At 65.2% G+C, this 13,043-nt stretch carries 17 protein-coding genes; 15 read left to right on the top strand and 2 right to left on the bottom strand.

Annotated features, from left to right (window positions below):
• Nucleotides 1-53 precede the first annotated feature (53 nt).
• The 10 genes from hisB to tatC all read left to right on the top strand — a co-directional run bounded on the left by hisB (nt 54) and on the right by tatC (nt 5,582).
• Complete coding sequence (gene hisB / locus WJU27_RS11440; RefSeq protein WP_020163575.1) at nt 54-641, top strand: imidazoleglycerol-phosphate dehydratase HisB; 588 nt, start codon at nt 54-56, stop codon at nt 639-641.
• Between the two features lie 48 nt (nt 642-689).
• Nucleotides 690-1,325, top strand: coding sequence for an imidazole glycerol phosphate synthase subunit HisH (gene hisH, locus WJU27_RS11435; protein ID WP_341422187.1), 636 nt, complete (start codon nt 690-692; stop codon nt 1,323-1,325).
• 70 nt (nt 1,326-1,395) lie between these two features.
• Complete coding sequence (gene hisA / locus WJU27_RS11430) at nt 1,396-2,142, top strand: 1-(5-phosphoribosyl)-5-[(5-phosphoribosylamino)methylideneamino]imidazole-4-carboxamide isomerase (protein ID WP_020163577.1); 747 nt, start codon at nt 1,396-1,398, stop codon at nt 2,140-2,142.
• 30 nt (nt 2,143-2,172) lie between these two features.
• Nucleotides 2,173-2,943, top strand: a complete 771-nt coding sequence (hisF, locus tag WJU27_RS11425) for an imidazole glycerol phosphate synthase subunit HisF (protein WP_020163578.1) — start codon at nt 2,173-2,175, stop codon at nt 2,941-2,943.
• On the top strand, nt 2,943-3,332 hold the full coding sequence (hisI, locus tag WJU27_RS11420) for a phosphoribosyl-AMP cyclohydrolase (protein ID WP_020163579.1): 390 nt from the start codon (nt 2,943-2,945) through the stop codon (nt 3,330-3,332). Before hisF ends, hisI begins: the two co-directional genes overlap by 1 nt.
• The gene (locus WJU27_RS11415; protein WP_019919453.1) at nt 3,329-3,655 is read left to right on the top strand and encodes a phosphoribosyl-ATP diphosphatase; all 327 of its coding nucleotides are present in this window, start codon (nt 3,329-3,331) and stop codon (nt 3,653-3,655) included. The genes hisI and WJU27_RS11415 overlap by 4 nt, the downstream gene beginning before the upstream one ends.
• Before the next feature lie 63 nt (nt 3,656-3,718).
• Entirely contained in the window at nt 3,719-4,078 is a 360-nt protein-coding gene (locus WJU27_RS11410) for a histidine triad nucleotide-binding protein (RefSeq protein WP_020163580.1), read from the top strand.
• Nucleotides 4,079-4,082: 4 nt separating this feature from the next.
• Nucleotides 4,083-4,304: a Sec-independent protein translocase subunit TatA gene (gene tatA, locus WJU27_RS11405; RefSeq protein ID WP_019919451.1), complete on the top strand. Its 222-nt coding sequence runs from the start codon at nt 4,083-4,085 to the stop codon at nt 4,302-4,304.
• Between the two features lie 73 nt (nt 4,305-4,377).
• Nucleotides 4,378-4,836, top strand: a complete 459-nt coding sequence (gene tatB, locus WJU27_RS11400; protein ID WP_341422186.1) for a Sec-independent protein translocase protein TatB — start codon at nt 4,378-4,380, stop codon at nt 4,834-4,836.
• Entirely contained in the window at nt 4,833-5,582 is a 750-nt protein-coding gene (gene tatC, locus WJU27_RS11395) for a twin-arginine translocase subunit TatC (protein WP_020163581.1), read from the top strand. The genes tatB and tatC overlap by 4 nt, the downstream gene beginning before the upstream one ends.
• 15 nt (nt 5,583-5,597) lie before the next feature.
• Here the strand turns inward: tatC and WJU27_RS11390 are convergent, their stop codons facing one another.
• Nucleotides 5,598-6,632 (bottom strand): Do family serine endopeptidase, encoded by a 1,035-nt coding sequence (locus WJU27_RS11390; RefSeq protein ID WP_341422185.1) that lies wholly within the window; start codon nt 6,630-6,632, stop codon nt 5,598-5,600.
• Here WJU27_RS11390 and WJU27_RS11385 point away from each other — a divergent pair.
• Together WJU27_RS11385 and WJU27_RS11380 are read left to right on the top strand one after the other, a co-directional pair.
• Nucleotides 6,619-6,774, top strand: a complete 156-nt coding sequence (locus WJU27_RS11385) for a hypothetical protein (RefSeq protein WP_341422184.1) — start codon at nt 6,619-6,621, stop codon at nt 6,772-6,774. The genes WJU27_RS11390 and WJU27_RS11385 overlap by 14 nt on opposite strands.
• A 53-nt stretch (nt 6,775-6,827) precedes the next feature.
• Complete coding sequence (locus tag WJU27_RS11380; RefSeq protein WP_341422183.1) at nt 6,828-7,574, top strand: Nif3-like dinuclear metal center hexameric protein; 747 nt, start codon at nt 6,828-6,830, stop codon at nt 7,572-7,574.
• 25 nt (nt 7,575-7,599) lie between these two features.
• On the opposite strand, the gene WJU27_RS11375 is transcribed toward WJU27_RS11380, so the two are convergent.
• Entirely contained in the window at nt 7,600-9,867 is a 2,268-nt protein-coding gene (locus WJU27_RS11375; RefSeq protein WP_341422182.1) for a type IV pilus assembly protein FimV, read from the bottom strand.
• 125 nt (nt 9,868-9,992) lie between these two features.
• On the opposite strand from WJU27_RS11375, the gene WJU27_RS11370 reads away from it, so the two are divergent.
• From WJU27_RS11370 to sucD, 3 genes are all read left to right on the top strand, one after another.
• The gene (locus WJU27_RS11370; protein WP_341422181.1) at nt 9,993-10,691 is read left to right on the top strand and encodes a fumarylacetoacetate hydrolase family protein; all 699 of its coding nucleotides are present in this window, start codon (nt 9,993-9,995) and stop codon (nt 10,689-10,691) included.
• 180 nt (nt 10,692-10,871) lie between these two features.
• Nucleotides 10,872-12,038: an ADP-forming succinate--CoA ligase subunit beta gene (sucC, locus tag WJU27_RS11365; protein WP_019919445.1), complete on the top strand. Its 1,167-nt coding sequence runs from the start codon at nt 10,872-10,874 to the stop codon at nt 12,036-12,038.
• 15 nt (nt 12,039-12,053) lie between these two features.
• Nucleotides 12,054-12,947 carry a succinate--CoA ligase subunit alpha gene (sucD, locus tag WJU27_RS11360; RefSeq protein WP_019919444.1) on the top strand — a complete coding sequence of 298 codons (894 nt, stop codon included), beginning with the start codon at nt 12,054-12,056 and terminating at the stop codon, nt 12,945-12,947.
• Nucleotides 12,948-13,043: the final 96 nt, after the last annotated feature.

The raw sequence follows: 13,043 nt of genomic DNA, 5'->3' as shown, positions 1-13,043 counted from the left end.
GCCATCCCTGTTCCGGCGTGCAGCCGGGACGAATCACCGAAGCGACCATCTTCATGCGGCAAGCCGAAATCACGCGCAACACCCTGGAAACCCAGATCACGGTGCGCATCAATCTCGACGGAACCGGTCAGGGCAAGCTGGACACCGGTGTGCCCTTCTTCGATCACATGCTGGACCAGATCGTTCGGCACGGCCTGATCGACCTCGAAATCATCGCCAAGGGCGACCTGCACATCGACGCCCACCACACGGTGGAAGATGTCGGCATCACGCTCGGTCAGGCCTTCGCGAAGGCGGTTGGCGACAAGAAGGGCCTGCGTCGCTACGGCCACGCCTACGTGCCGCTGGACGAGGCGCTGTCGCGTGTCGTGGTTGACCTGTCCGGCCGCCCGGGGCTGGAGTACAACATCGACTTCACCCGCGCCCGCATCGGCGATTTCGACGTTGACCTGACACGCGAGTTCTTCCAGGGCTTCGTCAATCACGCGCTGGTGACGCTGCACATCGACAATCTGCGCGGCATCAACGCGCACCACCAGTGCGAAACCGTATTCAAGGCCTTTGCCCGCGCGCTGCGCGCTGCCAGCGAGCGCGATGAACGTGCGGCCGGCCAGATGCCGTCGACCAAGGGTTCGCTCTGAGCCCGTCCTGACGCCAGCGTTTCACCCTCTTCCGATTCAGCCGCACTCATGACTCGCGTTGCCATCATCGATTACGGCATGGGTAATCTGCGTTCGGTCGCCAAGGCGATCGAGCACGTCGCACCCGAAGCCGAGGTCATCGTCAGCAGCGACGCACGCGTCGTCGCTGGCGCCGACCGCGTCGTGTTTCCGGGGCAGGGAGCCATGCCGGACTGCATGCGCGAACTCGACGCGCGCGACCTGCGCGGCGCCGTGCTCGACGCCGCTGCGAACAAGCCCTTCCTCGGCATCTGCATCGGTCTGCAGATGCTGTTCCAGCACAGCCAGGAAGGCGACGTGCCTGGCTTGGGCGTGCTCGCCGGTGATGTGAAGCGCTTTGTCGATCCGCGCGATCCGGTGTCCGAGGCCCGGCTGAAGGTGCCGCACATGGGCTGGAATGGCGTGAAACAGACGCGCGTACACCCAATGTGGGGCGGCATCGCCGACGACGAACGCTTCTATTTCGTGCACAGCTACTTCGTGCAGCCGGTTGATGCGGCGCTGACCGCGGGTGAAACCTCCTACGGCGCAGCCTTTACCAGTGCGATAGCGCGCGATAATATTTTTGCGGTGCAGTTTCACCCGGAAAAGAGCGCGCACGCCGGTCTGCGCCTGCTGGCCAACTTCATCGGCTGGATGCCCTGATACCTGGTGCCCGACGATGCCGTCGGGGACTTCTCCCTTCCACTCTCCCTGACACGACACGACTCGCGCCATGCTGCTCATTCCCGCCATCGACCTCAAGGACGGCCACTGCGTACGCCTGAAGCAAGGTGATATGGACGTGGTGACCGTATTTTCGGAAGACCCGGCTGCCATGGCCCGCCATTGGCTCGATGCCGGCGCGCGCCGCCTGCATCTGGTGGACCTCAACGGCGCCGTCGCCGGCAAGCCGAAGAATGAATCGGCGATCAAGGCCATCGTCAAGGAACTGGGCGACGAAATCCCAATCCAGCTCGGCGGCGGCATCCGCGATCTCGATACGATCGAGCGCTACCTCGACGACGGCATCAGCTACGTCATCATCGGCACCGCGGCGGTCAAGAGTCCGGGCTTCGTACACGACGCCTGTGGGGCCTTCCCCGGCCACATCATCGTCGGCCTGGACGCCAAGGATGGCAAGGTGGCAGTGGACGGCTGGTCCAAGATGACCGGCCATGACGTGATCGATCTGGCGAAGAAATTCGAGGATCAGGGCGTCGAGGCGATTGTCTATACCGACATCGGTCGCGACGGCATGCTCAGCGGCGTGAACATCGACGCCACGGTGAAGCTGGCGCAGGCGCTGCGCATTCCGGTCATCGCGTCGGGCGGCGTCACCAATCTCGACGACATCCGCGGTCTCTGTGCGGTCGAGGACGAAGGCGTGATCGGCGCCATCACCGGCCGCGCCATCTACGAAGGCACACTGGATTTCGCCGTCGCGCAGGCCGAAGCAGACCGCCTGAACGGCGAAGGCTGAACCTTTTCATCGCGCACGGCGCGAACACTCATGCTAGCCAAGCGCATCATTCCCTGTCTGGACGTCAATGCCGGCCGCGTGGTCAAGGGCGTCAATTTCGTGTCACTGAAGGACGCCGGTGACCCGGTCGAGATCGCCCGCCGCTACGACGAGCAGGGCGCCGACGAGCTGACCTTCCTCGACATCACCGCCAGTTCCGACGCGCGCGACATCATCCTGCACGTGGTCGAGCAGGTGGCCGAACAGGTGTTCATCCCGCTGACCGTCGGTGGCGGCGTGCGCGCGGTCGAGGACGTGCGTCGCCTGCTCAATGCCGGCGCCGACAAGGTGAGCATGAACACTGCAGCAATCAAGGATCCGGAACTGGTGGCGCGTGCCTCAGGCAAGGTGGGTTCGCAGTGCATCGTCGTCGCCATCGACGCAAAGCGCGTCGACGATCGCGACGGCCAGCCGCGCTGGGAGGTGTTTACGCATGGCGGCCGCAATCCGACCGGACTCGACGCGGTCGAGTGGGCGCAGAAGGTCGAGTCGCTCGGCGCCGGTGAAATCCTGCTCACCAGCATGGACCGCGACGGCACCAAGAACGGCTTCGACCTCGCGCTGACCCGCGCCGTGTCGGACGCGGTGCGCATTCCGGTCATCGCGTCGGGCGGTGTCGGCAACCTCGACCATCTGGTCGACGGCGTGGTCGAAGGTGGAGCCGACGCAGTGCTGGCGGCCAGCATCTTCCACTTCGGTCAGCACACGGTGCGCGAGGCCAAGGAACGGATGCGCGAACGCGGTATCGAGGTACGCCTGTGATGAACGCGCCGGCCTGGATCGACGCCATAGACTGGGACGACAAAGGCCTGCTGCCGGTCATCGTGCAGGAGGCATCGACCGGCGACGTGCTGATGTTCGCCTGGATGAACCGCGACGCGCTGGTCCGCACGGCGGAACTGCGCGAGGCGGTGTTCTGGTCACGCTCACGCGGAAAGCTGTGGCACAAGGGCGAGGAATCCGGTCACACGCAGAAGGTGCTCGACATCCGCCTCGACTGCGATCGCGACGTGCTGCTGCTGAAGGTGGAGCAGACCGGCGGTATCGCCTGTCACACCGGCCGCCACAGCTGCTTCTTCCATTCGCTGACCGATGGCCGCTGGGACGAGGTCGACCCGGTCATCAAGAACCCGGACGAGATATACAAATGATCGATATCGAAGTGCTGCGCCGCGTCGCGCAGACCATCGCCGAGCGCAAGAGCGCCGAACCCGGTTCGTCCTACGTGTCCTCTCTGTTCCACAAGGGCACCGACGCGATCTGCAAGAAGGTGGCCGAAGAAGCGGCCGAGACCATCATGGCGTCCAAGGATGGCGATGTCGGCCACGTCGTGCGCGAGGTGACCGATCTGTGGTTTCACTCGATGGTGCTGCTGGCCCATCACGGCCTGACCGTGGACGACGTGCTGCATGAGTTCCGCCGCCGCGAGGGCATTTCGGGCATCGACGAGAAGCGCTCGCGCACGAACGGCTGATCAGGCTCGCAATACGGTAATACACGTATTTGAAACTCCCGACCTCACGGACAGACTGACACCATGCACGACCCCAACTGCATCTTCTGCAAGATCATCGAAGGCAAGATCCCGTCGCGCAAGCTGTACGAGGACGACCTGATCTACGCCTTCCACGACATCAACCCGCAGGCGCCGGTGCATTTCCTGATCATCCCGAAGGTGCACGTAGCCACGCTGTACGACGCCAACGGAGCGCACGAGGCCGTCCTCGGCCGCATGCTCTCGAAGGCGGGTGAACTGGCCCGTATGGCAGGTGCTGACGAGGGCTTCCGCACCATCATCAACTGCGGAAAGGTGGGTCGGCAGGAGGTGTATCATCTTCACATGCATGTTCTGGGCGGCGACCATCCCCTGCCGCCCATGATCGTTTCCGAGAGGTAATCCCATGGGTTCATTCAGCATCTGGCACTGGCTCGTCGTGCTCGTCATCGTGCTTCTGGTGTTCGGCACCAAGAAGCTGCGCAACATCGGCTCCGATCTCGGCGGCGCGGTCAAGGGCTTCAAGGAAGGCATGAAGGGCGCCGAAGGCAGCGCCCCGGCCGACCAGCCGACCCAGAGCGTCGGTCACACGATAGACGTGAAGGCGGAAGAGAAGGTCAAGTCCTGATCGCGGCGGCCGTTGGCCGCTCCTTCATTCACCGGGCGGGCTGTCGGCCCGCCCGGCTCATTTCCACGTCCCCATGTTCGACATCGGTTTCTCCGAATTTTTCATCATCGGCATCGTGGCGCTGATCGTGCTCGGTCCCGAGCGCCTGCCGCGCGTCGCCCGTACGGCCGGCCATCTGCTGGGCCGGCTGCAGCGCTACGTCAGTGACGTGAAGGCGGACATTTCGAAGGAAATGCAGCTCGAAGAACTGCGCAAGCTGCAATCCCAGGTCGAACAGCAGGTGCGAGAGGTCGAGCGTCAGGCCAACGAGGCGACCGGTTCGGTCGCCAAGGAGGTCGACGGCCTGAGTGACCAGATGCGCGCCGCGATGGCCGAACAGGAAAAGTACGCGGCGATCGAGCAGGCCGAGACGGCGGCGCAGAACGCCGAGCCGGCACCGGCAGCCGTTCCCGCGCCTGAGCCTGTTTCCGGCCAGCTCTCCCTTGATATTCCGCCGCCGGAAGCCAAACCGGTGTCGTCCGACAAGACATGAGCGAGCAGACCGAAAGTTTCATCTCCCATCTGGTTGAACTGCGTGACCGGCTGCTGCGTGCGGTTGCGGCCATTGTCATCGTGTTCATCTGCCTGATGCCCTGGGCCGGCGACATCTATGACCTGCTCGCGCGCCCGCTGATGATCGCGTTGCCGGAGGGTACGAAGATGATTGCCACCGGCGTCGTCACGCCCTTCTTCGTGCCGGTCAAGGTGACCATGATGGTGGCTTTCCTGATCGCCCTGCCGGTGGTGCTCTACCAGGCGTGGGCCTTCGTGGCGCCTGGCCTGTATGCGCACGAGAAGCGGCTCGGGTTGCCGCTGATCGTCGCCAGCACGCTGCTCTTCCTCGCGGGCATGGCCTTCTGCTACTTCTTCGTGTTCAAGACGGTGTTCCACTTCATTTCGGAGTTCGCGCCAAAGAGCATCACGCCGGCGCCGGACATCGAGCAGTACCTCAGCTTCGTGCTCACCATGTTCACCGCCTTCGGCGTCACCTTCGAGGTGCCGGTAGTCGTGATCGTACTGGTGCGCTTCGGCATCGTCAGTATCGAAAAGCTGAAGGAGGCGCGTCCTTACGTGATCGTCGGCGCCTTCGTGGTGGCCGCGGTCGTCACGCCACCGGACGTGGTGTCGCAGCTGATGCTGGCCATTCCGCTGTGCGTACTGTACGAACTCGGGATCGTGGTGGCGCGCTTCACCGGCCGCTCGCCGGCCCGCGACGACGAGCGGGACGCGGCGGCCTGACCTTTCGCCTGACCCTTACTCGCGGTTCTTCGCGGCGACGCCGTTGATCGGGCGCTTGCCGACATTGACGACGACGTCGCGTTCGCCGCCGCTGCGATAGACTTTAAGCGTCGCCTGCTGGCCCGGCACCAGTGCGGCGATCAGCTGCAGCATGCCGCTGGCGTCCTTCACCTTCTTGCCATCGACTTCGAGCAGCACGTCACCGGGACGCACGCCGCCGCGGTCAGCCGGGCTGCCGCGCATGACGCCGGCGATCAGCGCGCCGCCGCTCATCGGATACTTGAAGCTTTCGGCCAGTTCGGGCGTCAGTTCCTGCACCTCTACACCGACCCAGCCGCGGGTGACCGACCCGCTGGCGACGATCTGTTCCATCACGCTGCGCGCGGTGCTGACCGGTATTGCGAAGCCGATGCCGAGCGAGCCGCCGCTGCGCGAGTAGATGGCGGTGTTGATGCCGACCAGATTGCCGTTGGCGTCGATCAGCGCACCACCCGAGTTGCCAGGGTTGATGGCGGCGTCGGTCTGGATGAAGTTCTCGAAGGTGTTGATGCCGAGCTGTGAGCGGCCGAGCGCAGACACGATGCCCATGGTGACGGTCTGGCCGACGTCGAAAGGATTGCCGATGGCCAGTACGACGTCGCCGATGCGCAGCGCGTCGTTGTCGCCGAAGCTGGCAGCCGGCAGCTTGGTCGGTGCCTTGACGCGCAGAACGGCGAGGTCGGATTCGGGGTCGCTGCCGATCAGCGTCGCGGGGTACTTGCCGCCGTCGTTCAACGACACCTCGATTTCGTCGGCCGCTTCGACCACATGGTTATTGGTCAGCACGACACCGTCCTCGCTGACGATGACGCCGGAACCCAGTCCCATCTGACGCTGCGGCTGGCTACCCAGGCGGTCGCCGAAGAAGTGACGGAACACCGGATCGTTCATCAGCGGATGCTGCGGTGTGCGCACCGCCTTGGTGGTGAAGATGTGCACCACCGAGGGCAGCGCTTTCTGCGCGGCGTCGGCGTAGCTCACGACTTTCGCGGCTTCGATGCGGGTCGTCACCGGGGGCGGTTCGGGCAGCAGCGTGCTGATCGCAGGCGCTGCCGGCCCGCTGTTCGGCGCGGGTGTCGAACGGCTCGGCAACCATTCCGGTTTCAATGTCGCGACGACGAAGAGCACGGCCAGGGCGGCAGTGACCGATTGAGCAAAGACCAGCCACAGACGCTGCATAATTCGGCAACCAGAAACGGGGGAAGAATGGACAGGACGCAGCTGCAACGACATCTGGATGACCTGCTGGAAGCCGCGCGCTTCAAGGATTATTGCCCAAACGGCCTGCAAGTGGAAGGTTCGGGGGAGGTCACCCGGGTGGTCTGTGGCGTCACTGCCAGCCTGGCGCTGATCGACGCTGCCATCGAGCGTGGCGCGCAGGCCATCCTCGTGCATCACGGCTGGTTCTGGCGCGGCGAGGATGGTCGCATCACCGGCATGCGGCGCGCGCGCATTGCCCGGCTGCTGGCGCACGACATCAATCTTTTCGCATACCACCTGCCGCTGGACGCGCACCCCGAACTGGGCAACAACGCTCAGCTCGGGCGCGTGCTGGGCCTGACGGCGACCGCCGTCGTGGGCGACCAGGGGCTGCTGTGGATAGGCGAGCCCGCCGTGCCAGCCAGCGCAGGTGAGCTGGCTGAACGTTTCGGCGTGGCGCTTGGCCGTGCGCCGCTGCTGGTCGGCGACGCCCAGCGCACGGTGCGGCGGATCGCCTGGTGCACCGGCGGCGCGCAGGGCATGTTCGAACAGGCGATCGACGCGGGGGCCGACCTCTACCTGTCAGGCGAGATTTCGGAACAGACGACGCATACGGCGCGCGAATCCGGTGTGCCCTACATTGCTGCAGGCCATCACGCGACCGAGCGCTACGGCGTGCAGGCGCTGGGCGAGCATCTTGCGCAGGCCTGCGGACTCGAGGTGGCTTTCGTCGACATCGACAATCCCGCTTGACGTAAGAACCGGGCGGGAACAGAGCCTAGAGCAGTGCGAGGCGGGATGCGCTGGTGTTGGTGACCGGCGGATTTGCGATCAGCCACTCCAGCATGCTCTTCAGCAGCAGGATGTCGTCGATCACGCCGAGAGGGAAGCCGACGCGGGTGCCGGCGCGGTTGTCGCGCAGCAGTTCGGTCAGGTAGTCCAGACAGTCCTGGTTCGGCCATGTGGCGCTCACGCGCGCCATGATGTGGGTGAACTGTTCGACTGATTCCGAGGTGATCGGGCCGCTGAAATGCTCCCAGTCCGGCACTTTCACGTTGAATGCGCGGTTCAGCTTGGGCGCCAGATCGTCGTACTCGCCGCGCCGCCCGCCCTTGTGATAGAGGTCGAGCAGCTTGAGCCACGGAATCAGCGACTCTTTCGGGTAGTCGCGCAGGAATTCGGACAGGGTCTGCGCCGCACCTTCGGAGCGGCCGAACGACATCATGATCTCGGCCAGCTCGAGAACGTGCTCGTGCGACGGCGGCGCCTCCTCGTTGGCCGGCGGGGCACTCTGGTCAATGTTCAGCGTACTGCTCGGCGGGATGCCGGTGTTGCTGCTGACCAGGCGAGGACCGCTCGCGGCCGGGACGGCGCTTTCGCTGCTGCCTGTGCTGCTGGCCGAGCCAACGAAGGTGTCGAACTCGAGGTCCAGGCGCGCGGGTTTGCGATCTTCGGTCACTGCGTCGGGGGCCAGTTCGAAGTCGACGCTGGATCGATCGACCACCGACAGCGGATCCTGCTCGGCGACTTGCGCCGTCGCGTCGGCGTCGCTCGTCCCGTCGTCGATCCGCATGTCGTCCATGTGTTCGGCCGGCGCTTCGCCCGGGAAGTAACCGATGGACGACACCATCGCCTGTGCCATCGCCGGCGTGGTGCGCTGGTCGGCCGGTGTGTCATCGGCGAGTGACGGGCGCGCCCAGTTCGGTGCGGGAATGTCGGCGAAAACCGGTGGCGCGTCCGCACCGCCCTGCGAGTACTCGGTGTCGGCGGCCCGCTGATCGCGCCGGCGCAGTGGCGCGGTGTTGGCGAGACTGGCTTCGATCTCGCGCTGGCGGCGGGCGCTGGCTTCGGCGACGGCCTGGGCGCGGCGGCGCCACAGCCAGCCTCCGCCAAGTACGGCGCCGGCAGCGAACAGGCCCAGACCGGCGACCATCCAGTTCATGCCGGGCGCAACAGGTTCCGCGTCGGCCGGAGCGTCCGGCGGCAGCTTGGTGATCACCTTGACCGGCTCGTTGGTCAGGCCGGCCGGCGGCGGTGGCGTCTCGCTTGCCGCCTCCTCCTCGACCTCGACGGGCTGTTCGATGACCGGCGGGGCGCTGTCGACGGGCGCTTCGGCCGTCACCGCCGGCACGGGCGGCGTTTCGGCGGGCTGTGCCACCGGCGCGCGGGCTGCGTCGAGCGTGCCGCTGCTGCGGTCGAGCTGCTTCTGCAGCGCTTCCAGCCGCGCCTCGAGCTGCTTCACCTTGTCGGCGATCGCCAGATGAGTGGCGATCTGCTCGTCCAGTGCGGCGAGCAGTTTCTGTTCGGTACGCAGTGCTTCGCGCTGGGCTTCAGTGGCTTCCGGCCGCGCCGCCATTCCACCCGACATCTTCAGACCGTTGCCTGAATCCAGACCCGGGGCAACGAAGAGGCGATCGCCGGTCGGCGGCGCAGCGTCGGTACGGCGCGGTTTGCGCGCGGCGCGCGGCTTGGCCGGCGCCGGCTCGACCTCACCCGCCGTCGCCGGCGCTGTGTCGGTGGCGGGCGCAGCGACCGGCCGGGCGCGCTCACGCGGCACAGGGGCTTCGGTCGGGGGGCTGTCCGGTGTGGTTGCAGTGATCGGCTGCATCAACACGGTGTACTCGCGGACCACTTCGTGGCCGCAGCCGATGCGGACGCCGACCATCAGGATGGGCTCGTTGACCGGCGTGCCGCTGCTGATGAAAACGGTACGACCTTGCGTACGAATGCGTCCGGCGGTGAGCCAGGGCAGGTCGTCCGCGCCCGCCGAGGGCGGGATGTCGACCGAGAAACAACTGCTTGCCGGCACGTCGTCGCCGCTGCCCAGCAACGCGATCTCTGCACGGAAGGGCTCGCCGATCGCCGAACGCGCCTTGATCGCCCCGAGCCCGAGCGCCAGTGCGTGCGGTGCGTGGAGACCGACCGCCAGCAGCGCGGCCGCGAGCAAGGTCGGGCGCAGCCGCGACCGTGTGCGTGCGAGCGCAGTGATGGGCGTATGCAATTGAAGAAACTCCGTGCCGGAATCCAGGTGGCGATCCGTGTTCATGTGTGTTTTTCGGCAAGCCGAGGGGAAACTTTACTTTAGTGGCGCGTGCTTTCGTGAGCCGCGCCAGACAAGGCGATGCGGGAAGAGGCAAAATTGTGTGTCACGACAGTTCTGCAGGAGTCCGCATGCCGCCGATGTTGTTCGAACTTTCCCAGCCCGCCTTGCCGATCCGTGGTTCCGCGACGCGTTTCCCGGTGCGGCGTATCTACTGCGTGGGGCGCAATTACGCCGACCACGCGCGCGAGATGGGCCATGACCCGTCCCTGGAGCAGCCCTTCTTCTTCTCCAAGCCGGCTGACGCACTGGTTTGCGCGCCGGCATCGGTGCCCTATCCGCCGGCGACGTCCGACCTGCAGCACGAGGTCGAACTGGTGGTCGCGCTGCATGCGGGCGGCCGCAATCTCGACGCCGCGCAGGCGCGCGCCTGCATTTACGGTTATGGCGTTGGCCTCGACCTGACGCGCCGCGATCTGCAGCGCGCGGCGCGTGACAAGGGGCAGCCCTGGGACATGGGCAAGGGTTTCGATTCCAGTGCGCCGGTATCCGAACTGGTGCCGGCCAGCGTCTGCGGGCATCCGCGCAGCGGAGCGATCGAACTGTCGGTGAATGGGCAGGTGCGTCAGCGGGGCGACCTGTCCGACATGATCCTCGACGCCGAGACGCTGATCGAACGCCTTTCCCGCCTGATCGAACTGCGTGCCGGCGATCTGCTGTTCACCGGTACGCCGGCCGGCGTGTCAGCGCTTCTGCCCGGCGATCATGTCAGCGCCGAGGTTGCCGGCGTCGGGCGGCTGCTCGTCGATATCGCTCCCGCGCTCGACTGAATTGTTTCGCTGCAGTGCAGCGATGCTCTGTATAATTATGGATTACGTGGTCCGGCCCGCACGCCGGAATGCGGGTATCGACCGCCAACCGGCGTCGCGATGCGCAACAAGACTCGTGAGGGCTACAACCCGAAGCGGGCGTTTCACCATCCTGTGCAGACAACAAGGCGAGGAATACGCATGAAGATCCATGAGTATCAGGCGAAGGAGGTATTGCGCCGTTTCGGTGTGGTCACGCCGCGCGGAGTACCGGTTTTCGAGGTTGACCAGGCTGTGGCCGCAGCGGAATCGCTGGGCGGCAAGGTCTGGGTGGTCAAGGCGCAGATCCACGCCGGTGGCCGTGGCAAGGGCGGCGGCGTCAAGGTGGCGAAGTCGCTCGATGAAGTGCGCGAATTCGCGAAGCAGATCATGGGCATGCAGCTGGTCACGCACCAGACCGGCCCGGAAGGCCAGAAAGTCCGCCGCCTGCTGATCGAGGAAGGCGCCGACATCAAGAAGGAATACTACGTCGCCGCGCTGACCGATCGCGCGACGCAGAAGGTGGCGATGATGGCCTCGTCGGAAGGCGGCATGGACATCGAGGAAGTCGCCCACAACACCCCGGAAAAGATCATCAAGGTGTTCATCGACCCGCTGGTCGGCATGACCGACGCGCAGGGCAAGGAACTGGCCGACGGCATCGGCGTTCCCGCCGCGTCGCAGGCGCAGGCGATCGACACCTTCAAGAAGCTGTACACCTGCTACATGGAAACCGACGCCTCGCTGGCGGAGATCAATCCGCTGATTCTCGAGGGCAACGGCAACATCAAGGCGCTGGACGCCAAGTTCAACTTCGATTCGAACGCGCTCTACCGTCATGAAGACATCGTGGCCTTCCGCGACCTCGACGAAGAGGACGCGGCCGAGATTGAGGCCTCGAAGTTCGACCTCAGCTATGTGTCGCTGGACGGCAACATCGGCTGCCTGGTGAACGGTGCCGGTCTGGCCATGGCTACCATGGACGTGATCAAGCTGTACGGCGCCGAGCCGGCGAACTTCCTCGACGTGGGTGGCGGTGCCACCACAGAAAAGGTGACCGAGGCGTTCAAGATCATGCTGCGCAACCCGAACGTGCGCGGCATTCTGGTGAACATCTTCGGCGGCATCATGCGCTGCGACACCATCGCGACCGGCGTCGTCGCCGCGGCGCGCGAAGTGCACCTGACGGTGCCGCTGGTGGTGCGCATGAAGGGCACCAACGAGGAACTGGGCAAGCAGATTCTGGCGGACTCGGGTCTGCCCATCATTTCGGCCGACAGCATGGCGGATGCGGCACAGAAGATCGTTGCCGCCGTGGCCGGACACTGAGGGGGAGAACCAGATATGTCGATTCTGATCAATAAGGACACCAAGGTCATCACCCAGGGCATCACCGGGAAGACCGGCCAGTTCCACACCCGCATGTGCCGCGACTACGCCAATGGCGCGAACTGTTTCGTCGCCGGCGTGAATCCGAAGAAGGCCGGTGAGGACTTCGAAGGCATCCCCATCCACGCCACCGTGGCTGAGGCGAAGGCCGCCACCGGCGCCACCGTGTCGGTCATCTACGTGCCGCCCCCGGGCGCAGCTGCAGCGATCTGGGAAGCGGTCGAAGCCGACCTTGACCTGGTCATCTGCATCACCGAAGGTATTCCGGTGCGCGACATGCTGATGGTGCGCAACAAGATGAAGGCCAAGGAAGCGGCCGGCGGCAAGAAGACGCTGCTGCTGGGACCGAACTGCCCGGGCCTGATCACGCCGGACGAAATCAAGATCGGCATCATGCCGGGCCATATCCACAAGAAGGGCCGCATCGGCGTGGTCAGCCGCTCTGGCACGCTGACCTACGAAGCGGTCGGCCAACTGAGCGAGATCGGCCTCGGCCAGTCGAGCGCGGTGGGCATCGGTGGCGACCCGATCAACGGTCTGAAGCACATCGACGTAATGCGCATGTTCAACGACGATCCGGACACCGACGCGGTGATCATGATCGGCGAGATCGGCGGTCCGGACGAAGCCGAAGCGGCGCAGTGGTGCAAGGCCAACATGAAGAAGCCCATCGTCGGCTTCATCGCCGGCGTCACCGCGCCTCCGGGCAAGCGCATGGGTCACGCCGGTGCGCTGATCTCGGGTGGGGCCGACACCGCCGACGCCAAGCTCGCCATCATGGAAGAGTGTGGCTTCACGGTGACGCGCAATCCGTCGGAAATGGGCAAGCTGCTCAAGGGTCTGCTCTGATCCTGAAGCACTGAGTTGTTGTTGCAGTGCACAGGGCCATCGCGCAAGCGGTGGCCCTTTTCATTTGTGCCCGTCATGAAGCTCTGTCGGTAGAAT

This window comes from Methyloversatilis sp. NSM2, from assembly GCF_038066675.1.
In the GTDB taxonomy this organism is placed as follows: Bacteria; Pseudomonadota; Gammaproteobacteria; order Burkholderiales; family Rhodocyclaceae; genus Methyloversatilis; species Methyloversatilis discipulorum_A.
Note: the sequence above shows the minus strand (reverse complement) of the source record. Positions and strands in the feature narration are given on the sequence as shown.